Here is a 22,015-nt window from a genome sequence, read left to right as displayed (position 1 = left end):
ACCGGGTCTACAAGCGCGGGAGCTACACCGGTCGTGAGGCCGCGATCATCGGCGTCGGCTTCTCCACGGTCTCCGCGACGTTCATGGTCGTGGTGGCCAACACCCTGGACCTGATGCAGCACTGGAACCTGTTCTTCTGGTCGACCCTGGTGATCACCTTCCTGGTGACCGCCATCACCGTCCGCATCCCTCCGCTGAAGTCCATCCCCGACGACTACTACCCCGGCGTCGAGCCCGACCCCGAGCCCGAGGTGACCGGCAACCGGCTGCGCGGAGCATGGGACGAGGCGACGAACGTGCTCAGCACCGCCCCAGGTCTGCTCCGCAACATCCTGGACAACCTCAAGGACGGGATGATCATGGCGATGGCGATCCTGCCCTCGATCCTGTCCATCGGCCTGCTCGGCCTGGTGCTCGCCGAGTTCACGCCGGTCTTCGACATCCTGGGCTACATCTTCTATCCGATCACCTGGGCGCTGCAGATCCCGGAGCCGCTGCTGGTCGGCAAGGCCGCGGCCCTGGGCATCTCGGAGATGTTCCTGCCCGCCCTGCTGGTCGTGGACTCGGCGATGTCGGTGAAGTTCGTCATCGCTGTCACCTCGATCAGCCAGATCATCTTCTTCTCCGCGATGGTCCCGTGCGTTGTGGCCACCGAGATCCCGCTCTCGATCGGCCAGATGGTGGTCATCTGGTTCCAGCGGGTCGCGCTGACGCTGATCATCACGATCCCGTTCGCGCTGCTGCTGTTCTGACTCGCGCGCCGCTCGCCGCGTGCAGGCAAACACATCGCGTACAGGCAAACAGGCGACGTCGCGAGGCCGTTCACAAAACCCCAGGTCAGCCGCCTGCGCGCCCTCGGCAACCAACACGTTGCCGGTTTGGGTGCACGCCCGTTGCCGGTTTGGGTGCACGCCGCACGGCCGTGTTGGCGCGCGCCATGCCGCACGGCCGTGTTGGCGCGCGCCACGCCGCACTGGGATTCTCGGGCGTGGAGGCTAGAGCACCAGGGAGGGACTCTCGCGCCAGGCCTGCACCATGGGAGCCAGGCCCTGCTCCAGCATCGGCAGCTGGGGCACCAGGGAGAGGCAGCCGACCATCTGCAGGTTGCGGGCGGCGTCCATGACCCGCTGCAGCTCCGGGTCGATCGTGCGCATCCCGAGCGGGCCGGCCGCTGCGTCATAGGCCGCCACCGCCTCGGGGCCGTGTCCGGCCAGGTCCCACTCCACCGGCCCGAGACAGATGTCCTCGAAGTCCCCGAAGACCCACCCCGTGCGAGAGCGGATCACGTTGTGCGATGGGGCATCACCCTGGATCGGCTGGACGTCGGCCTCGGGGAAGCGCTCCCGGAAAGCTGTGGCGCTGGCCAGCACCGGCCGCAGGGCCTGCCACTCGGCGTGAGCCCGGTCCAGGTCCTCGTCGCTGAGCAGGTGGCTGCCCTCGAGCGCCTCCATCATCGGCGGCAACCCCTCGTTGAACGGGGAGAGGAAGGGAAGCAGCCCGGGATAGGCCGCGAGCGCCGCGTGCAGGGCAGCACAGAGCTCATAGTCGCCACCGGCATAGGGCGAGTGCTCGTCGGCGACATCGACCAACTCCCAGAAGGTCATTGAGAAGTCGTCCTCGCGGACCGGCTCCAGCGGCACCAGGCCGGAGGGCCGCGTCACGGGCACACTCTCTCGGGCCAGCCAGTCGGCGACGTCCAGCTCGCGCTGCTGCTTCAGTCGAAGGGCCTCCGGAGTCAGGCCGGGAACCAGCACGAGCGGGATCCGGGCGACCACCGGCGACGGGTGCAGATGGACCACGAGGGAGAAGACGTCGTGCAGGACGCGGGTCTCCTCGACCTTGAGGCCGAGGTCGGTCGCCGCGTTGAAGGCGCACTCTGTCGCCACTGTCCGGCGGGCGGTCAGTTCCTGCGGTGTCAGCGCTACATCGGGCATACCCCATCGTGCCATCGACGTGCTCGCGCCGCAGCCTGACGACCCGCCTTGGCGGATGCGCGAGGCGGATGCTCAAATGAGGACCATGGGGAACTCACTGCTGGCGCCATCGACGTTGCCATTCACACTGCCCGACTACGCCACCATCACCACCGACCACGTGCGCGAGGCGGTGACCGTGGGGATGCAGGAACAGCTCACGGAGCTGGCAGCCATCGCCGCCGACACCGCCGAGCCCACCGTCGAGAACGTCCTGCACGCCTGGGAGCGCAGCGGCGCGGTGCTGGACCGGAGCGTCGCGGCCTTCTGGGTGGCCCGCTCGGCGGACACCACCCCGGAGCGGGACGCGCTCATGGCGGAGTTGTCGCCTGCCCTGGCGACCCACAGTGACGCGATCCTGCTCGATCGCGGGCTCTATGAGCGCCTGCGTGCTCTGGCTGACCGCGCCGGGCGCGGGGAGGTCGAGCTGGACGCCCAGGACTCCTACAACCTGCAGAAGCGGCTGACCGACTACGAGCGTGGCGGGATCACGCTCGGCGAGGACGACCAACAGCGACTCCGCGAGCTCAACACCCAGTTGGCCGCCCTGTCCGTGGAGTTCGAGCAGGTCCTCAGCGCTGGTCGCAATGCCGCCGCCGTGCACGTCACGGACGAGGCCGAGCTCGCCGGGCTGTCCGACGACGAGAAGGCCACCCTGCGCACGGCCGCACGCGCCCGTGACCTGGACGGCTGGCTCATCCCGATCGTGAACACCTCCGGGCAACCCCTGCTGGACGTGCTGGAGAACCGGTCCCTGCGCCAACGGATCCACCAGGCCTCGGTCAGTCGCGGCCTGGGAGGCGAGCACGACACCCGGGACCTGCTGGTCCGCATCGTCCGGTTGCGCAGCGAGCGGGCGAGCCTGCTCGGTTACGCCCACCATGCGGCATACGCGCACGAGAACACCTGCGCCCAGAACACCGGCGCCGTCAATGACCTCCTGGCCCGGCTCGCCCCGGGAGTGGTGCAGATCGCCGAACGGGAGGCCGAGACCCTGGCCAAGCGGCTCCACGCCGCCGACCCGGCCGCGGCCCTCGAGCCGTGGGACTGGCAGTTCCTGGCCAGCCGGGAGGCCGCCGAGGCCGGCTTCGACACCGACCAGCTCAAGCCCTACCTGGAGTTCGAGCGGGTGCTGCACGACGGCGTTTTCGCGGCCGCCACGGCGCTCTATGGCATCACCTTCCACGAACGAGCCGAGCTCATCGGTTACACCGACCAGGCACGCGTCTTCGAGGTGCGCGATGAGGACGGCACGCCCCTCGGCGCCGTCGTGATCGACCCCTACACGCGACCGACGAAGAAGGGCGGCGCCTGGATGACCTCGCTGGTCAAACAGGCCCACCTGACCGGCGACCTGCCCGTGGTGACCAACACCTGCAACGTCCCACCGCCCGCCGCGGGGTCGCCCAGCCTGATGACCTGGACCAACGTCATCACGCTCTTCCACGAGTTCGGCCACGACCTGCACGGGCTGCTGTCCGACGTGCGCTATCCGTCCCGCTCGGGCACCGCCGTGCCGCGCGACTTCGTCGAGTTCCCCAGCCAGGTCAACGAGATCTGGGCGTGGGAGCCCGCGCTGCTGACACAGTTTGCCCGCCACCACGAGACCGGCGAGGCGTTGCCGCAGGAGTGGGTCGAGGCACTGGTCGCCTCTCGCGAGGAGTCGGGCTATCACACGCTGGAGCTGCTCAAGGCGATGCTGCTGGACCAGGCCTGGCACCAGACGCCGCTGGAGGAACTGCCCGAGGATGGGTCGGGCGTCGAGGCGTTCGAGACTGCCGCGCTGGAGCGGGCCGGCGTCGCGTTCCCGCTCGTGCCGCCACGCTATCGCTCCACCTATTTCGCCCACATCTTCTCCGGGGGCTACTCGGCCGGCTACTACTCCTATCTGTGGTCCGAGGTCATGGATGCCGACTCGGTCGCCTGGTTCCGAGACAACGGTGGTCTGTCCCGCGAGGCAGGAGAGACCTTCCGTCGCGGCCTCTTGGCGCCCGCCGGGTCGGTCGAGGCGATGGACACCTATCGCGCCTTCCGCGGCGCCAACCCGGACGTCTCACACCTGCTGGAGCGGCTCGGGCTGGGCAGTTAACCGGTGGCCGTCCCCCCGGGCGAGTTCTCGCCCGAGTTCGCGCCCGAACTCCCGGCCCGCCTCCCCATCGAGCTCCCGCTCGGCGATGGGCTGAGCTGGTCAGTCTCGTTCCGGGACGTCACGAGCGGCCGGGTGCTCCACGCGCAGGGTGCCCACGACCTGCTGCCGACGGCCAGCGTCGGCAAGGTCTTCGCGCTCATCGACCTCGCCGCCCGGGCGACTGCCGGCGAGGTGGACCTGACGGAGATCGTTGATCGCCGGGATGCCCTGGCGGTCGCGGACTCCGGCACCTGGCAGCACCTGCACGTCGACCGCCTGAGCCTGGCCGACGTGGCAGTCCTCATCGGCTCGACCAGCGACAACTGGGCCACGAACGTGCTGCTGGACCGGCTCGGGCTGGATCAGGTCCAGCGGCGGGCGAGCACGCTGGTCAGCGGTGGCTCAACCCTGCACGACCACGTCCGGGACGTGCGCACCAACGCGGACCCGGCGACCCTGAGCAGCGGCTGCGCGGACGACTGGACGCACCTGCTGGGCGAGGTGGCGCGGGGCACCTGCATCGATGAGCAGACCTCTGCGCTGGTGCGGCGTTGGCTCTCCCTGGGCACGGACCTGTCGATGGTGGCGGCCGCCTTCGACCTCGACCCCCTCGCGCACGCCGAGCCCCCGGAGACCCAACCCACGCACACTGAGACCTCACACACCCAGCCCACGCGCACCGAGACCGCGCAGACCGAGCCGGACCTCGGCATACGGCTGTTCCACAAGACCGGCACCGACGTGGGTGTCCGGGCGGACGTCGGGGTCATCTCCCGGGGCGACGCGGCCGTGGCCTATGCCTGCCTGTGCCGCTGGGATGACGACGGTTCCCGCCCGACCCGGCACCGGGTGCTCGCGGCGCTGCGCGAGCTGGGTGAGTGTGCCCTGGACCTCGTGACCGCAGAACAAGCGAGCGCAGAACCAGCGAGCGCAGAGCAGGTGACCACAGAACAAGCGACGACCCCGCCGACCTGAGTCAGCGGGGCCGTCACCTGCAGAGCTATCCGCTCGAGGGTCGACTGATGCGGGTCAGTCGGCCCAGGTCGTGTCGAGCAGCTCCTGCAGCTTGGCCTCAACGTCGGTGTTGATCGACTCGGGACCACCGAGGATGGTGATGCCCTGCGGGCTGAGCCGCTCGATCTCCGCCGCCGTCGCGCTCGGCAGCAGGTCTGCCCGCGTCAACAGCATCGGTGCGCTGGTCGAGCCGCTCAGCGACCCACCTGCCAGCGCGTCCGGGAAGGTGGCACCCGAGGCGACATACAGGGTGTCGCCGTCCTCGGCATACGCCTGGGTCAGTGCCGCCGCCGTCTCATAGCGGTTGTCACCGGCCACCCGCTCCGCCGGAGCAAGCTCACCCAGCGCGGCCAGCACCTCGTCGCTGATGGCCTCCGGGCCACCCACGACCACGATGTTGTCCGGGTCGAGGTCCGCGATCACGGCCTGCGTCGCAGCCGGCACCAGGTCGGGGCGTGTCAGCACCACGGGGGCGCCGTTGCTGCCGGCGACCGAGGACGCCGTCAGCGCATCGGCCAGGGCCAGGTTGCTGTCCGGCGCACCGCGACCGGTGGCGACGTAGACGGTGTCGACGCCCGAATACTCGGCAGCGATCTGGGCCGCTGTCTCGTAACGGTTGTCGCCAGCCACCCGCCGCACGTCGGCGCCGGACTCCGCGAGCCGGGCCTCGACGTCCGCGTTGACCGAGAGGGTCCCGCCGACGATCACGATCTCCGAGGGGTTGAGCGCCTCGAGCGCAGCAGTGGTCGCCTGCGGGACGAGGTCGTCCTTGACCAGCAGGATCGGCGCGGGGTCGCCCTGCGGGGTCTCGTTCGGGATGAACTCCAGGACACCCCGGGCACCCGCCGCACCAGCGGCCAGCGCGTCGGCACCCTCAGCGGCCTCCAGGCCGTTGGCGATGTAGACGGTGTCGGTGCCCTCCGGGAACTCCACGGCGATCTCCGCGGCTGTCGCATAGCGGTGGTCACCGTCGATGCGCTGCACCTCCGGCGCGTCCTCATAGGTGAGGCCGAAGCCGAACGGGAACAGTGCGCCGTCCTCGGTGTCCTCGTAGCCGGGCAGGTCACTGGCCTGCTCGAGGATCGCCTCGGACGTGCCAGCCAGGGCGAACGGCATCTTGCCCTGCGGCGCGAACTCACCGGACAGCACGTCCAGCAGTGCGGTGTCGGTCGTGCCGAAGTCGGCCACGATGGCACCGGCGTCGCGCAGACCGCTCGCCTCGTCCAGGACGAACGGCTGACGGAAGTAGACGTTCAGGACGACCTTGTTGGGGTCACCCACCTCCGCGGTGGCCTGCTGGACCGTCGACAGGGAAGGGGTGACCTGCCAGGACTCGGCGGCCTCCATGCCGGTGAAGTCCAGGATGCTGGACTCCCACGGGAAGGACCCACCAAAGCGCAGGCCGTCGTCGGTGCACGACTCGGCGCCGTAGGCGACGCACGCGTCGGCGGCACCATAGGTGCTCTCCCCGTCCAGACCCGCAAAGCCCTCGATGACGCTGGGGTTGATGTGGTCGGGGTTCAGACCGTATGCCGGGTCGTTGCTGACGTAGGCCTCGCTGCCTTCGTTGGAGCTCGTCATCGAGACGAGCAGGTAGTCGTGGCCCTCGGCGCTCGGCCGCTCCTCACCCTCCTCGACGTTGCCGTCGGTGACGTCGTAGCCGTAGGCCGCGACGGCCTCCGGGTCGATGTCGCCCAGGACGTAGACGGAGGCACCAGCCTCGAACGGCAGGGTCTTGCCGCCACCAGAGGCGGCCGGCCCGTTCTGCAGCAGGACAGCGGACTTGCGCTGCAGGTCCAGGCCCACCTCGCGGTGCGCCTCGCTGCCCACGGTCTCGGTCGCGTGGGCCGGGTCCACATAGGGGTTCTCGAACAGGCCCATGTCGAACATCGGGGTGACCAGACGGGTGGCCGCGAGCTCGACGCGCTCCTCGGTGACCAGGCCGTCGTTGACCAGGTCGGTGATGGTGGCGACGTCGTGGAAGCCGGAGAGGGTGTCGGTGCCACCGTTGATGGCGGCAGCCACCCGCTCGGGCACGGTGTTCTCCTCCAGACCCCAGGCGCGGTCGTTGATGATGCCGGTGTCGGAGTTGACGTAACCCTGGAAGCCGAGCTCGTCGCGCAGCAACTGGTTGACGATCTGGTCCGAGAAGGCCATGCCGACCTCTTCGTAGTCCGTGCCGTTGTAGGACACGTCCACGGGCACGCCGTAGTAGGGCATGATCGAGGAGACGCCAGCCTCGATGGCGGCGACGAACGGCTTGAGGTGCTCGCCGAAGGCGTCACCCGGATAGACCTGCGCCTTGCCGAAGGAGAAGTGCGGGTCCAGGCCCAGCTCCTGCGGACCGCCACCGGGGAAGTGCTTCATGGTGAGCGCGACCGAGGTGTCCGGCGTGAGCGAGTTGCCGTCCGTGTCGACCGGGCCCTGCAGGGTCTCCACCAGGGTGGTCATCAGGTTGGCCGCCAGGTCGGCGTCCTCGGTGAAGGTCTCGTGGGCGCGATACCACCGGGGCTCGGTGGACAGGTCGGCCATGTAGCCGTACATCCCGCGCAGACCGATGGACTCCCACTCGGCGCCCATCACCTCCGCGAAGTCCTCCACCACGGCCATGTCACCGACGGCGGGGTTCTCACCTGTCGCGAGGGCCTCCTCGCCGAGGGCGGCCGAGGCGATGCCGGCCTCCTTCGGGAAGGCGGTGAATGCGCCGGCCGACTCGTTGATGCCCGCGCGGGCATCCGGGTCGATGTGGTTGCGCGCGTTGGACTTGTAGAGCACGGGCAGGCCCAGACGGCTGGACTCGCTGAGCTCCTGCACCGCATTCATGTAGGTCGCGGCCTCGGCGGGCGTCAGGCTGGTGCTGGCCTGGAAGCCGCCACCGCCCTCGCCGCACTCGGCCTGGTCAGGGCTGGTCACCACGTTGCGGAAGATCAGCCGGTGCATGTGCTCGCCGAGGATGTAGGGCTCGGCGTTCTCACCCAGGGTGCCGCGCTGCCCGTCGGTGCAGTCGGCGTTGAGGGTGTCGATGAGCATGAGTCCGGCCCGCTCCTCGAGCGTCATCTGCTCGACGAGGTCGGTGGCCCGGTCCGCACTGGAGAGGCGCCAGTCCTCATAGGGGTCGACATCACCGTTGCTGTTGAGGTCGCGGAACTGCAACCCGTCCTGCTCGATGATCTCCTTGACCCGGGACTCGAGCTCTGGCTGCTCCACCGCGGGAGTGCCTTCCGGGCTGGTCGGCACATTCGGTGCCGCCTGTCCCCCGCCCACAACCCCCAGGGTCAGGGTGAGGGCCGCGCCTGTTGCGGCGACTCCGCGCAGGGTTCTACGTGATCGTTGGGTCATCAACGAACTCCTTCGTCCGGCCCCGGTGAGGTCCGGGGATTCCGCCACCCTCACTGGCTACTGACCGGTCAGGACCAGGTTGCCGGAAGTTGCCTTTGCGTTCGGCACGGGTCGCTGACCACCTCGTATGCCGTGGAGCCAGCCCCCTCCCCAGGCTCGCCGAGCGCTCGGCGAGCCTCGGCATACGGAGGGAAATCCGTTGTGCGACAGGTGGTCCAGGTCGGGCCCATTCCTCACGAGGGTCTTGTGCAAACCCCCTGGATCAGAGGATTATGAGCCGCTCCACCGCGAGACCGTGACCCCGCTGGAGGACAGCCGATGTTGACGACCCCGAAAGACCCTCCCGGGTCTGCCAGCAGCACCGTGAGCGCCCGCTCGAGCCCGGTCCTTGACGAGCCTGATCCGGCACTCGAGACCGCACGACTCCGTCACGAGGTGGCGCTCCTGACCGTCCGTCAGGAGATCGAGCAGGTCCGTCAGGAGATCGAGCAGGCCCGAGCAGCAACCGGCTCCTCGACTCCGAAGGTCGCTGCTGGCGAGGCCGCCTCCCCACCAGCGGTTGGCGCCGGCACTGTCGCCTCGTGGGTGGCTCACGATCAGCTCGGTGTCGCTGTCGAGGCCATCGGGGACGCGGTGGCCCGGGCACTCGGGGTGGTGCCGAAGGCAGAGCGGGCGGCGATGTCGGAGGCGGTGACGGAGGCCCTGGTCAAGTCGGCACGAGACCACCTAGATCGCGCGGCCGTGGCCGAGATCAGCGGGGTGCACCGCACCGCCCTGGAGCGGGCCTGCATGGCGGCCCTCGACCGGCAGGCACAGTTGTCGATTGACGAGGCGAGACGGCGCAACTCGCTACAGGACGAGACGACCGCGAACGCGGCCGACGCGACCACCACGAAGGCGAAGGCGACCGACGCGACCACCACCAACGCGAACGCGACCGACGCGCCCACCACCACCGCAACCACAACCACAACCACAACCGCCACCGCCGCGGCCGCGACCAACAGGGTTCCTGGCCGCGAAGACACCTCGTCCTCGCCCCGGATCCGGGTCCTGGTCACCGATGATCCCTTCTTGGCCAGCAGTGACTGGCGTGCCCAGCACCTGGCCGCCCAGACCAGAGCGCACGTCACGGCCCTGCAGCGACTCACCGCACAGACCGCTGCCGCAAGCAAGGACCTGGAGACCACGCTCGATTGCTGGGTCCGGGGTGCCCCACCAGGGACGACGCAGCCGTCCGCGCCCGGGGAGCCCACTGCCACGGGGCAGTGGCTGGCCCAGGCGGGCATCGCCGATGCCGCTGCTGCTGTTGCTGGCGGCGTGAAGATTCTTGCTGGTGCCGGGTTCGGGCAGGGTGCCGGGTTCGGCCAGACTGTCGGGGTCGAGCAGGGAGTCGGGGCGGCGACGAATGGGGCGGGTTCCGCGACGTCGCCGATGAGCGTCAGTCCGCTCACGCTGAGCCTGCAACTGCTTGAGTTGGCCAGCTCAGATCTCGCCCTGAGCCATCGCGCGGTCTCCGTTGGCACTCATGAACTCGTGATGCGTGGAGCGGGTGCACTGGCCACCAACCTGGGGATGCAGGCGACCATCGTCGCCGACGGGCTGACAACACTGAACCCCTCCGCCTCACCTCTGATGACTGCCGTGAACGACCTGCTGCAGCAACGCAACGACCTCGCGTCCGGAGTGGCTGGCCTGGCCGGGATCGTGTCCTTTGCTCGCTCGCTGGCCGGACTCGACGAGTTCGAGGTGGCCGGGGCAACGGTGCAGGACCGGACGGCACAGAAGGACCTGGCAGCGCGTCAGGAGGCAGCGCGGCACGGTGCAGCCCGCCATGAGGGAGCGCAGCAGGAGGCAGCGCGGCACGGGGCAGCCCGCCACGAGGCAGCGCAGCAGGAGGCACCGCCCCCTGGGCCAACTCTCGATCCAGGACTGCGCGAGTTGGCTCGGCAGGCCCTGCTGCATGAGCGTCTCGTGGCTCATGTCGTCGAGAGCCTGGGCGCCATCGATCGCGATGTCAGGGCCTGGATGCAGCCGGGTGACGGCGGCGAGACGCCGCCACTGCTGGCGGCCGTCAGGCGGGAGCGCCTACACGCGGGGACCGACCGGTTTACGCATGTGCTCGTGCTGCAGGACGAGGGCCTCACCGCCGACGTCATCAGTCGTCGCTCAATCGTTGGGGACTCGGGGCGGCTGACTCATGTCGCTTCGGCCAGCGTGAGTTGGCTGCTCATCGACGTCGAGAGCGGAGCTGTGGTCGAGGGCGGCCAGGCATCTCCGGCTCAGACCCTCGTGCAGGACATAGGCAGCGGACGGACCACCAGCCTGAAGATGGACTCCCGCGGCGGCTCCCCTCTGCCGTGGGACGCTCAGCACACCCTCGAGCTCGCGCTCAAGTTCTTCGCCGTAGCCGCAGGCCTTGCGGCGCTCATCTTCTCGATCGTCGCGATCGTGAATGTCTTCCTGACCTGACCGCCGCGCGAGACCCGGCCGCGCATGACCGGACTGTCAAACGAAGCAAGCTCGGGCGCGAGACCGAGGAGGCCACTCAAGCAGCAGACCATCCACGTGCCGGAAGTTGGCAGCCCTACGCCTCCCGGTGATGTGGAACGCACCTCTGTCGGTGGCGACTGCAAGCATGGGTTGTGAAGGCGCCGTCCACGGCCCCATTCGACAGAGCGGTCCTGCTTTGGGTGGAGGCGCTGCGGCGAGAGTGTTTTCCACAAGGGACACATCCTCCTGGCATTTATCGAACATGTGTACGTCTCCTCACCTTTGTGTGGGTGTTTTGCCGCTGGATTGGGGCCGGGTGGGCGCCGTGTAGGGACGTGGGAGCGGAGGGCTCACGTGTGACGCGCACGTCGTGTTGTCCGTAGGTTCGGGAGTGCTGAAGTCCTCGAACGATGGGAGCAACACGCGTGCGCGTCACCACAGCATTCAATCGTGTCCTGGCCCTGGATGGCACCCGGGTGGTGTCAGTGGCCTTCACCGACGACGGTCTGGTCCTGGGCGTGCGACGGTCCGCACGGCTGCACCGCTGTCCGTGCGGGCGGAAAGTCCGGGGGCGCTATGACGTCTCTACCCGACGTTGGCGGCACGTGGATTTCGGTGCCACGAAGGTGTGGTTGGAAGCCAGCCTCGCCCGGGTCGCCTGCCCGGCCTGCGCGAAGGTGCGCACCGAGGCGGTGCCCTGGGCCCGCCCTGGCGCCCGGTTCACCCAGGACCTGGAAAACCTCATCGGCTGGCTGGCCCAGCGGATGGATAAGACCAGCGTCTCCAAGCTGTTGCGGTGCTCCTGGGAGTCGGTCGACCGGGCCGTCGTGCGGGTGGTCGCTGAGCACCTGGACGACTCCCGCCTCGATGGCCTGTACCGGATCTGCGTGGACGAGATCTCCTACAAGCGTGGCCACTGGTACCTGACCGTGGTCGCTGACCACGACACCGGCCGGGTGGTCTGGGTGCGTAAGGACCGCACCAAAGAAGCCTTCGAGGAATTCTTCACCACCCTGGGCCCCGAGCGCACCAGCGCGATCGAGGCAATCAGCTCAGATGCCTCCTCGATCTACCTGCCCGTCGCCAAAGAGCAAATACCCCAGGCCAAGATCTGCCTGGACCCCTTCCACGTCATCACCTGGGTCAACGAGGCCATGGACTCGACCTACGCAGCTAACCCCGCCCCGACCCCAACAGGGCAGGACAGCACCAACCGCGGCCAGTGGCAAAAGCTGCGGACCTCGCTACGGATGGGTGCCGAACGCCTTGATGATGACCGACGGGCAACAGTCAATCGCCTACGCCGAGAACGCTACCGAGTGTTCCGCGCCTGGGAGCTGAAGGAGAAGCTGCGCGATCTCTACCGCACTGTCGAACCGGAACACGCCGGCCGCACACCTGCGCTCCTGGCTGACCTCCGTACGACGCTCCAAACTCCCCGCGTTCAAGCACCTCGCCCGACGACTCGAGCGCCACTTCCAAGAAATCGTCAACGCCGTCGAGCTAGGCCTGTCCAACTCCAGAGCCGAAGGGATCAACGCCAAGATCCGCGTGATCCAACGCCGCGGCTACGGCCACGCCAACCCCGACTCCCTCATCGCCATGATCCACCTCTGCCTCGGCGGAATCAGCCTCCCGCTACCCACACAAAGGTGAGGAGACGTACATGTGTGCTAGTCTATGGATAGTTGTTCAAGGTTCGCGATGGAGCGGAAGGGGGCGTGATGGACACCAAGGTTCTGCAGGGACGGATCCGGGAGAGCCTGCGCCGTCCTCCTGTGGTGCGGGCCCGTTCGTCGCGTCCTGCTGGCCGCAAGGACGCCGCTGCAGCCGCTGAGTCCACGGACGCTTCCCGGGTTGCCACTGAGTTCACGGACGATTCCGGGGCGCCTGCCGAGTTGTGGGTGACGTCCTTCGCTGATCTGCTGGCACCCCCGCCCAAGCCCAAGGACGGCGCAGCGACCGACCAGCTGCCGATCGACGAGCGCGACGCAGACACTGTCGCCGGCGGGGCCCAGGGGCACCCCGACGAGACATCCGCAGACGAGACATCCGCCAACGAGGCGCACGCAGCCACTGAGGCAACCGAGGTCAACACCGACGGAGCCGGTGACACAGCAGCACGTCTGCAGTCCGTCTTAGCCGAGTTGGGTCTGGACGCGCCGATGGTCGAGTCCCTCGCCGACCTCGCCCAGGCCTGCGCGACGGTGTCCAGCGTGGATGAGCAGCCATCCGTCATCGCCCGGGGCCAGGCACTGTTGGGCAGCATCGAGTCGTTGAACGCGACCGCTGGCCGGTTGGACGCGGTCCTGCTCTCCGCGACCAGGGAGCTGACCGCCGTGCAGGGCCAGATGCTGCTCCTGGACAAGGGTGACACCACCCCGGACGACCTCACCGCCACACAATGGGAGAAATGGCGGGCCCAGGCCAAGCGGGCGACCCGCAAGGAAGTGGAAGCCCTCATGGGGTGGTGTCCTGGGGAGATCTCTGACCTGGTCGCGGTCGCCAACCTTCCCGTCGCGGTGACGGCACCGCTGGCCCACTCTCTGAAGTCGGGTGAGTCGACCTGGCGGCTGGTGCGCCGCTACTTCCGGGCCTGCTCCACCTTCACCACCGAGGACTCTGCTGCTGTGGCCAACGGCCTGTTCGGCAACGACCCGAAAGCTTCCGTGTCTGAGCGGCTCGACTCTGCCGGTGAGTTCCTCGGCGGGCCGTGGCGTCACCGCGAGTTCTACCGTGCGCTGGACCGTGAAGTGCACAAGATCAAAGGTCGCGACCCGCAGTCGACCAAGAAAACTCGTGAGGACAACCTCGCCGCCAACGACACGAGGGTGTTGGTCGAGGACAACGGCACCGCCCAAGTCATGATCGGGTGCACCGCCACCCAGGGCGCCGCGATCGCCGACCGCATCGACAAAGCAGCCCGTGCCGCCCGCAAGGCCGGCGACCCACGCACCCTGTGCCAACTCCGTGCCGCGGCCGGCATCGCCCTGCTGCTGCACGGCACCGCCGACCTGACCGGGCTACCCGACGACCCAGCCCTCGTCACGGTCGAGCAGTCCGAACAACTCACCAAAATCCTCCACGGCCTCCCAGCCGCGCAACTCAACGTCATCGTCCCGCTCAACGCCCTGATCGGCACCACCCCAGGCGGCCTGACCCCCACAGGGTTTGGCCCCGGCACGGGTATCGATGCCGAGGGGAACCCGATCCCCGCAGCCTTCGCCGCCCCGAGCACTGCTGCTGGTCACCCGACCGCTGGGCAACCAGGCACCCGCGCCAGCAGTTCGTGCACCTGTGAGTGCACCTGCGGAGCAGAAGCCGACGAATCATTCACCGATCGCGCACCCGACGACGGTCGGACAGGACAAGACTGTCCCGACCCCGGATCAGCAGGACCAGACTGCCCACCCCAGCAGGCAGCACCCGAGCAGGCAGCATCAGGAACCCAGCCGCCACCAACACCAGGTGAACCGGATGGTGAGGTCGGCGTCGGCGAGGTCATCGGCAAACACAGTGTCTTCCTGTCCCCGGACGAGGTCCGCACCCTCGCGCTGACACCGGGGTCGACGATGCACCGGCTGCTGACCGACCCATCCACCGGGGTCCTCGTGGAGAGGTCGATCAAGGCCTACCCATTCGATGCTGGGATGCGGGCGCACATCATCGCCGCGGACGTTTTCTGCAGAATGCCCGGCTGTTTGAAGCCGGCGTCGATGGCGCAGATTGATCACGTCCAGGAACACGGCACCCCCGGCGGGCACACCTGCATCGCCAACGGCCAACCCCTCGACGCCCCCGACCACGACCTGAAGACCAAGAAACTCTGGGACGCGGTGATCCACGCCAACAGGGACGTCACCTGGACTACCCTGCTCGGGCGGATCTACACCACCAAGGCCCACGACCACAACCAGTACACCAAGCTGTTGACGGCAGCCACCGACCAAGTCGACGAAGCTATCACCGCAGGCGCCGACCCTGCCGCAGCTGTCGACGCCGCGGTGTATCAGGCGCTGTCGTACCGGCCGGCCGGAGCGAAGCTCGAAGCTGAGGATGACGACGACTTCAGCGAACTGTTCACCGGCTGGCACTCCCTCACCCTGACCCACACCCCCGAAAACGGCCGCCGCACGTACCACCCGAACCCCGACACCATGCGTGCCGAAGCACAACGCCACCACGACACCGACGACCGAGTCCCCGACAGCGAGAAGGACGACCAGGGCGAGCGGGGCACTGAACCGTGCGGCCGCGAACCCGAGGCAGGCGACGACGGGCCCACCACCCCCTGGCCCCGCGACCCCGATGCACCACCACCCTTCTGAGCGGGCGGCCACGGTCGTCCCTGGGGCTCCCGGATAGGTTCGCAGTCATGAGCCAGCAGATGATGCGCAAGGTCACCCAGGACACGTTCGGCGGACCGGAGGTGATGCGGCTGGTCGAGGCGGAGCGACCCACACCGGGGCCAGCAGAGGTCCTGGTGCGAGTGCAGGCATCTGGTGTCAACCCGACCGACTGGAAGCATCGCGCTGGTGGACGCTTCCTTGGCGACCCGCCCTTCACGCTCGGGTGGGACGTCAGCGGCATCGTCGAGGAGGTGGGAATCGGCGTGGCGATCCTCCAGCCGGGCGACGAGGTCGTCGGCATGCTGCCCTACCCAGGTGCCGGCGGTGGCTACTCGGAGTATGTCGTGGCCAGTCCCCGCACCTTCGTGCGGCGGCCGGCCAGTATGGCCGCGGCGGCTGGCGCGGCTCTCCCGTTGGTCGGGTTGACCGCGTGGCAGGCCCTGGTGGACGTTGCGGGCGTGCAGTCCGGGGATCGGGTGCTGGTGCATGCGGCCGCCGGTGGCGTCGGTCACGTGGCGGTCCAGATCGCTGCGCACCACGGTGCCCATGTCATCGGGACCGCGAGCCGTGCCAAGCACGACATCGTGCGCGGGTTCGGTGCTGCTGAGGTCATCGACTACCGCACCACCGATTTCAGCGCAGACCTGTCCGACATTGACGTCGTGCTCGACACGATCGGAGATGACTACGGCCCACGCAGCATCTCCACGATGCGCAACGGCGGACGCTATGTGTCCATCACACCGGCCAATGTGCACCCCGACCTGGCGACCACCGCGGAGCAGGCGGGTGTGTCCACGGCCCTCATGCTCGTCGAGCGCGACCATGCTTCCCTCACCGAGATTGTGCGCCTGGCCGAGGAGGGCGCCCTGCGCGTCGAGCTGGCCGCCACCTTCCCGATCGAATCGGTCGCCGAGGCACACGCCCTCGGTGAGCAGGGCGGCACCACCGGCAAAATCGTCTTGACCTGGCAGGGCCACGAGGTCTCCTCGCGTCGCCGCTAGACTTGGTGGCGGGCAGCGATGACGTGCGCGTCATCGCTGTTGTGCTGCCTCCCCCTGATGCGACCGTTGCCCCGGTCCGCGACCAGGCGGCCCTCGTCGCATCCTGCCCTTTCAGCTGAGGAACTACGTGTCTGAGTCGAACCCGTCCACCCTGCCCTCTGATCGGCATACGGCAGTCGTGCCCGAGGCCGGCGAGCGTGAGACGTCGACCCGGGCCGCGCTGCGCAACCCTCGGCGCCTGCGCATCGAGGTCCTCGGGGGACTGGTGGTCGCTCTCGCGCTGATCCCGGAGGCGATCTCGTTCTCGGTGATCGCGGGGGTCGATCCGCGCATGGGGCTGTTCTCCAGCTTCATCATGGCGGTCACGATCGCCTTCGTCGGTGGCCGTCCGGCCATGATCAGCGCGGCCACCGGTGCGGTCGCGCTCGTCATTGCACCCGTCGCTCGGGAGCACGGCGTCGACTACTTCCTGGCGACCGTGATCCTGGCAGGGGTCCTGCAAATCGTGTTGGCAGCGCTCGGGGTCGCCAAACTGATGCGCTTCATCCCGCGGATGGTGATGGTCGGTTTCGTCAACGCCCTCGCCATCCTGATCTTCCTGGCGCAGCTTCCTCACCTCCTCGGCGTGCCGTGGTTGGTCTATCCGTTGGTGGCCCTCGGAATCCTGATCATGGTGGGGCTGCCACGGCTGACCACCGTCGTGCCGGCCCCGCTGGTCGCCATCGTGGCGATCACCGCCCTGATGTGGGCAGCCGGTTGGGACCTGCCCGATGTGTCGGACCAGGGCGAGCTGCCCACATCGCTGCCCCAGCTGCTCATCCCGAATGTCCCGCTGACGCTGGAGACCCTGCAGATCATCGGCCCCTTCGCCCTCGCGATGGCACTCGTCGGCCTGCTCGAGTCCCTGATGACCGCCAAGCTCGTCGACGGCATCACCGACACCCACTCCGACAAGACCCGCGAGGGCTGGGGTCAGGGCGTGGCCAACATGCTCTCCGGCGCGTTCGGCGGCATGGGTGGCTGCGCCATGATCGGTCAGACGATGATCAACGTGAAGGTCTCCGGTGCCCGGACCCGGATCTCCACGTTCCTCGCCGGGGTCTTCCTCCTGGCACTGGTCGTGGGTGCCGGACCCGTCGTGGGCATGATCCCGATGGCCGCACTCGTCGCGGTGATGATCATGGTCTCGGTTGCCACGTTCGACTGGCACAGCATCCACCCCGCCACGCTGCGCCGCATGCCACACAGCGAGAACCTCGTCCTGCTGCTCACCGTCGTCGTCACCGTGGTGACCAGCAACCTGGCCTACGGCGTGATTGTGGGGGTGGTTGCCGCCATCATCCTGTTCGCCCGCCGGGTGGCGCACTTCGCCTCGGTCACCGCGGTCACCGAGCACGACGTGGACGGCGACGGCACCGGCGACGTGCGGGTCTACACGGTCGGCGGCGAGCTCTTCTTCGCGACCAGCAACGACCTCGTCTACCAGTTCGACTATGCCGGTGACCCGGACCGGATCATCATCGACCTGACCCACAGTCACATCTGGGATGTCTCGACGGTCGCCGCCCTCGACGCGGTCCAGACCAAATACGCACGCCACGGCAAGCAGGTCGAGATCGTGGGCCTCAACGAGTCCTCGGCCACCCGCCACCGCCGCCTCAGCGGCCAGCTCGGCGAGGGCCACTGACCCCAGGCAGAACCCAAGTAGGGCTCAGGCCCGGCCCGGTGGTGTGGCCATCGCGTCGGCCGGAGCTCAGGCCACCTCGGAGGCTTCAGTCGGCGTCGGAGGCTTCAGTCGGCGTCGGAGGCTTCAGTCCGCCTCGGCCGGAGTGCGCCGCTCCTTCTCTGCCAACTCACCGTCCGGTGTGCCGAGCGCGGCAGCAGCCGGATCACCGGGCCCGGCGGGGTTGCCCCGGGCTCGCTTGCGTTCCATCTTGAAGCCCATGAGCAGCATGAAGAGCATGGCGAAGACCATGATGAAGACCGGCAAGCCCATGACGGTGATCACCTGTTGCAAGGTCGTCAGGCCCTGCTCGCCGCCCAGCACGATGAGGGAGGCCGCCAGGAAGCCCTCGGAGACGCCCCAGAAGACCCGTTGTCGCACCGGTCCGGCGTCGGCCTCACCCGCACAGAGCATGTCAACGACCAGGGAGGCGGAGTCCGAGGATGTTGCGAAGAACAGTGCGACGATGACAACGGCGATGCCAGAGACCAGGGTCGCGAGCGGATAGTGCTCAAGGAACTCGTAGATCGCTGTCGGAACGCTCTCGGCGACCGCAGCGGAGATCGGGCCGCCCTCGCCCCCGATGCCGTCCAGCTCCATGGCCGACCACCCAAAGGTCACGAACCACACCAGGGTGAACACCGAGGGGGCCACCAGCACGCCGGCCACGAACTGCTTAATGGTGCGACCGCGGGAGATGCGGGCCAGGAAGACGCCCATGAACGGCGACCACGTCACGGTCCAGGCCCAGTAGAAGACGGTCCAGCCGCCCTGCCAGCCCCAGCCCTCCTCCTTGCCGAACTGCGCCATGGCGTCGTTCCAGAAGGCCAGCTGGATGACGTCCTGGAAGTACATCCCCGTGCTCTCGATGAGCTGGCGCAGCAGGAAGACCGTGTCCCCGGCGAACAGGACGAAGACCATCAGCGCGACCGCGCCCAGGATGTTGATGTTGGACAGGCGCTTCACACCCTTGTCCAGGCCAGCCACGATCGAGGCAGTCGCCACGATGGTGAGGATGGTGATGATCACGACGCGAAGGAACGTGTTGTTCGACACGCCAGTCAGGTGATTCAGCCCCGCCGCGATCTGCGAGGTGCCCAGGCCGAGGGAGACCGCAAGGCCGAACAACGTGCCGAGGACGGCGAAGATGTCGACGGTCTTGCCGATCGGGCCGTGGATGCGGTCCTTGAGGATGGGATAGAAGACCGAGGAAAAGCGCATCGGCAGGTCGTAGCGGTAGATGAAGAAGCCGAACGCCAGACCCGGCAGGGTGAAGATCGCCCAGGTGTGGATGCTCAGGTGATAGAGGGAGATGCTCATCGCGTCCCGGGCCGCATCGATGCTGTAGGCGTCGACCCCCGCGAACGGCGGGTTCGAGAAGTGCGAGATCGGCTCGGCCACGCCCCAGAACATCAGCACGGTGCCGATGCCACCGGCGAAGAGCATGGCGAACCACGACAGGTTGGAGTAGGCCGGCTCGTCGTCGTCCTTGCCAAGCTTGAGGTTGCCGTACTTGCTGAACGCCACCCAGATCAAGAAGATCACCCAGATGGTCACCCCGAGGATGAAGAACCACCCGAGGCTGCTCACGATCCAGTCTCGGCCGTCAGCGAAGACCCTGCCGATCGGACCGGGCATGGCCAGCAACAGGATCAGGAAGATGATCATCAGGCCCGCGGACACGAAGAAGATCGTGGGGTCGGTCTTCAGTCCGAGTCGCCGTGCTAGTCGCTCCATCAGGGCACCTCTTTCACCACTGCCGTGTCGTGCGCGACCTGGACCCGTGGCGGTGCCACGTGCGAAGCCCCGTCGCTCCAACGGGCACTACCTTTGTCGACAATCGGCGATCTGTCCACTGCGGCACGCGCATTCGTGCCGAAGGGGACGGCGATGTGACGGTGATGGTGACAGCAGTCGCGACCCCAGAAGGTCCACGGTGCCTCGTTATCGGTCGAGTTGTAGTCGCTTCCACGCGACGGCCGTGAGCGTGCCGAAAACGATCGGGATGACGGCGACAGGCACCAGGTGCCAGCCGTGGCTGACATCGGGTTGCATCGCCCACAGCGCGGGTGCGGACAGAGGCAGCCACCCAGCGACCGCCGGCGCTGCGATGGCGCAGACCTGTGCGGTGATGATCACGCCGAGAGTGGTGGCGATGCCGGCCAGCAGTCCGCGGCCGAGGGTCGCCGCCCAGGCTGCGGGAACGGCCAGCAGTCCGCTGAGGACGGTGAGGACGAACTGGCGGCCGAGTTGGTCGAGCACGGTGCTGTCGAGGGTGCCCATCTCGAGGATCCATCCCGCGGCGAGGACGAGAAGGGTCAGCGTCACGGCGACCAGAACGACCCACCCGAGGTAAATGAGCAGCTTGGCGAGCGCGATCGTCGGCCGGGAGGTGGGCAGTGCGAACAGGCCGGTGATGGTGCCCTCGCTGAACTCGCGACCGAAGAGCCAGCTGAGCCCGATGCCGAAACCCAACACAGACGCGACCGCAGTGATCTGCGCGGTGAGGCCGCTCAACAGCGGCCACCCACTCTCGTCGGCCGATGGACCGAGCTGGCCCAGGATCTGCTCGTTCCCGGCCGATGCCGCGCCGACGAGCGCCCCGGCGAGCACGGCGATGCCGATGACGAGCAGCGCCGTGGAGGTGCGCATGACGCGGGCGGCGAGTGCTTTGCGCGCCTCGACGTGCAGTGCTGCCCCGAGGGAGGTCATGGTGCCCGCCGTTCGTCGTCGGCGTGCACCAGGTCGAAGAACGCCCGCTCCAGGTCGTGTTCTCCCGGTGCGAGGGAGCCGATGATCTGGCCGTGGTTGAGAACGGAGATGCGGTCGGCGAACCGGGCGACCTCGTCGAGATGGTGGCTGGACACCAGGACGCCGGCCCCGCCCTCCGCGCGACGCAGCAGCAGCTCGCGCAGCAGGATGACACCAGCCGGGTCAAGCGCGTTGGTCGGTTCGTCGAGGACAATCAGCGAGGGATCGTGCTGGAGAGCCGCGGCCAGGCCGAGGCGGTTCCGGTTCCCCTGGGACAGGCGGGCCGCCCTCACCTGGGCGTATCGCACGAGGCCGAGCTCGCTGATGGCCGTGTCGACGATCCCGGGGATCGACAAGGAGTCGGCACCGTGGAGACGCGCCGCCACCTCCAGGTTGGTGCGGGTGTCGAGCTCGGGATAGGCGAAGAGATGCTCAACGAGATGTCCGACCCGGCTCCACGTGACGGTCGGCACTCGTGCCAGTGGCGTGCCGTCGATCGAGACGGTGCCGCCAGTGAGAGCGAGCATCCCCAGGACCGCACGCATCAGCGTCGTCTTCCCGGCGCCGTTGAGGCCGATGATCGCGTGCACCTCACCGGCCGCGAGCGACAGGCTCAGGCCGAACAGGCCGGCGTCTGCTCCGAAGACTCGGGTCGCCTCCCGCACCCTGAGACGGTCAGGCACCGGGACCCGCCAGGGTGAGGAGGGCCGCCTCAACCGCGGTGCGCACGGGCAGTTCGTCGTCCTGCGCCCACAAGAAGAGTGCCGCGGTCAACGCGGCCATGAGCGCTGCGGCGGCCACGTGGGCCTCCATCTCGGGCGCGCCGTCCGTGATGAGCTGATCCCGAATGCGCGTCTCGGTGGCCTCGTGGCCGCGGAAAGTGCTGGCACGCAACGCCGGCGAAGCAGCGATGACTCGGACCCGGCGACGCACCAGGTCCGTCTCCGGCTCCGACATCGTGCGAAGGGCCTGACCCACTCCGCGCGCGGCGCGGACCAACGGTGGAAGGCCATGCGGTTGGGTGGCGATCCCGTCCGCGATCATCGGGTCATACGGATCGGTGGTGACGACCCGTGCCTTGCTGGCGAAGTGGCGGAAGAAGGTCATCTCCGTGACTCCGGCTGCCGCCGCAATCTGCGCCGTCGTGGTCGACTCAAACCCCTGGGCCTCGAACAACGCAAGCGCACACGTCAGGAGACGCTCATGCGTGCGCTCTCGTCTGGTGTCAACCATCACTCCTC

The 22,015-nt window shown here is 68.2% G+C and carries 14 protein-coding genes; 8 read left to right on the top strand and 6 right to left on the bottom strand.

All coding sequences use genetic code 11. From position 1 onward, the window contains the following. The first annotated feature begins 89 nt into the window (after window positions 1-89). Entirely contained in the window at window positions 90-752 is a 663-nt protein-coding gene (locus tag NF556_RS21480; RefSeq protein ID WP_306271339.1) for a YjiH family protein, read from the top strand. Between the two features lie 243 nt (window positions 753-995). Here the strand turns inward: NF556_RS21480 and NF556_RS00625 are convergent, their stop codons facing one another. Continuing rightward, the gene (locus NF556_RS00625; RefSeq protein ID WP_252593577.1) at window positions 996-1,934 is read right to left on the bottom strand and encodes a phosphotransferase; all 939 of its coding nucleotides are present in this window, start codon (window positions 1,932-1,934) and stop codon (window positions 996-998) included. 85 nt (window positions 1,935-2,019) lie between these two features. On the opposite strand from NF556_RS00625, the gene NF556_RS00620 reads away from it, so the two are divergent. Both NF556_RS00620 and NF556_RS00615 read left to right on the top strand, forming a co-directional pair. Further along, a complete protein-coding gene (locus NF556_RS00620; RefSeq protein ID WP_252593576.1) occupies window positions 2,020-4,062 on the top strand; it encodes a M3 family metallopeptidase in 2,043 nt (680 codons plus the stop codon). Window positions 4,063-4,065: 3 nt separating this feature from the next. After that, a complete protein-coding gene (locus NF556_RS00615) occupies window positions 4,066-5,076 on the top strand; it encodes a serine hydrolase (RefSeq protein ID WP_252593575.1) in 1,011 nt (336 codons plus the stop codon). Window positions 5,077-5,130: 54 nt separating this feature from the next. On the opposite strand, the gene NF556_RS00610 is transcribed toward NF556_RS00615, so the two are convergent. Continuing rightward, on the bottom strand, window positions 5,131-8,454 hold the full coding sequence (locus NF556_RS00610) for a cell wall-binding repeat-containing protein (RefSeq protein WP_252593574.1): 3,324 nt from the start codon (window positions 8,452-8,454) through the stop codon (window positions 5,131-5,133). Between the two features lie 363 nt (window positions 8,455-8,817). Between NF556_RS00610 and NF556_RS00605 the strand changes: the two genes are divergently transcribed. From NF556_RS00605 to NF556_RS00585, 5 genes are all read left to right on the top strand, one after another. Continuing rightward, a complete protein-coding gene (locus NF556_RS00605) occupies window positions 8,818-10,926 on the top strand; it encodes a hypothetical protein (protein WP_252593573.1) in 2,109 nt (702 codons plus the stop codon). 446 nt (window positions 10,927-11,372) lie between these two features. Then, the gene (locus NF556_RS00600; protein WP_252593572.1) at window positions 11,373-12,635 is read left to right on the top strand and encodes an ISL3 family transposase; all 1,263 of its coding nucleotides are present in this window, start codon (window positions 11,373-11,375) and stop codon (window positions 12,633-12,635) included. Between the two features lie 36 nt (window positions 12,636-12,671). Then, window positions 12,672-15,275, top strand: coding sequence for an HNH endonuclease signature motif containing protein (locus NF556_RS00595; protein ID WP_252593571.1), 2,604 nt, complete (start codon window positions 12,672-12,674; stop codon window positions 15,273-15,275). A gap of 47 nt (window positions 15,276-15,322) precedes the next feature. After that, window positions 15,323-16,300 (top strand): NADP-dependent oxidoreductase, encoded by a 978-nt coding sequence (locus NF556_RS00590; RefSeq protein ID WP_252593570.1) that lies wholly within the window; start codon window positions 15,323-15,325, stop codon window positions 16,298-16,300. 178 nt (window positions 16,301-16,478) lie between these two features. Beyond that, window positions 16,479-17,987: a SulP family inorganic anion transporter gene (locus tag NF556_RS00585; protein ID WP_252595889.1), complete on the top strand. Its 1,509-nt coding sequence runs from the start codon at window positions 16,479-16,481 to the stop codon at window positions 17,985-17,987. Between the two features lie 123 nt (window positions 17,988-18,110). Here NF556_RS00585 and NF556_RS00580 read toward each other — a convergent pair whose 3' ends face one another. The 4 genes from NF556_RS00580 to NF556_RS00565 all read right to left on the bottom strand — a co-directional run bounded on the left by NF556_RS00580 (window position 18,111) and on the right by NF556_RS00565 (window position 22,007). Beyond that, on the bottom strand, window positions 18,111-19,760 hold the full coding sequence (locus tag NF556_RS00580) for a BCCT family transporter (protein WP_252593569.1): 1,650 nt from the start codon (window positions 19,758-19,760) through the stop codon (window positions 18,111-18,113). Window positions 19,761-19,967: 207 nt separating this feature from the next. Next, window positions 19,968-20,735 (bottom strand): ABC transporter permease, encoded by a 768-nt coding sequence (locus tag NF556_RS00575; protein ID WP_252593568.1) that lies wholly within the window; start codon window positions 20,733-20,735, stop codon window positions 19,968-19,970. Next, a complete protein-coding gene (locus NF556_RS00570) occupies window positions 20,732-21,439 on the bottom strand; it encodes an ABC transporter ATP-binding protein (protein WP_252593567.1) in 708 nt (235 codons plus the stop codon). The genes NF556_RS00575 and NF556_RS00570 overlap by 4 nt, the downstream gene beginning before the upstream one ends. A 10-nt stretch (window positions 21,440-21,449) precedes the next feature. Beyond that, entirely contained in the window at window positions 21,450-22,007 is a 558-nt protein-coding gene (locus tag NF556_RS00565; protein WP_252593566.1) for a TetR/AcrR family transcriptional regulator, read from the bottom strand. Window positions 22,008-22,015 lie beyond the last annotated feature (8 nt).

It is taken from the genome of Ornithinimicrobium faecis, from assembly GCF_023923225.1.
In the GTDB taxonomy this organism is placed as follows: domain Bacteria; phylum Actinomycetota; class Actinomycetes; order Actinomycetales; family Dermatophilaceae; genus Ornithinicoccus; species Ornithinicoccus faecis.
The sequence above is the reverse complement of the archived record's forward strand: the minus strand, read 5'-3'. Positions and strand labels throughout refer to the sequence as shown.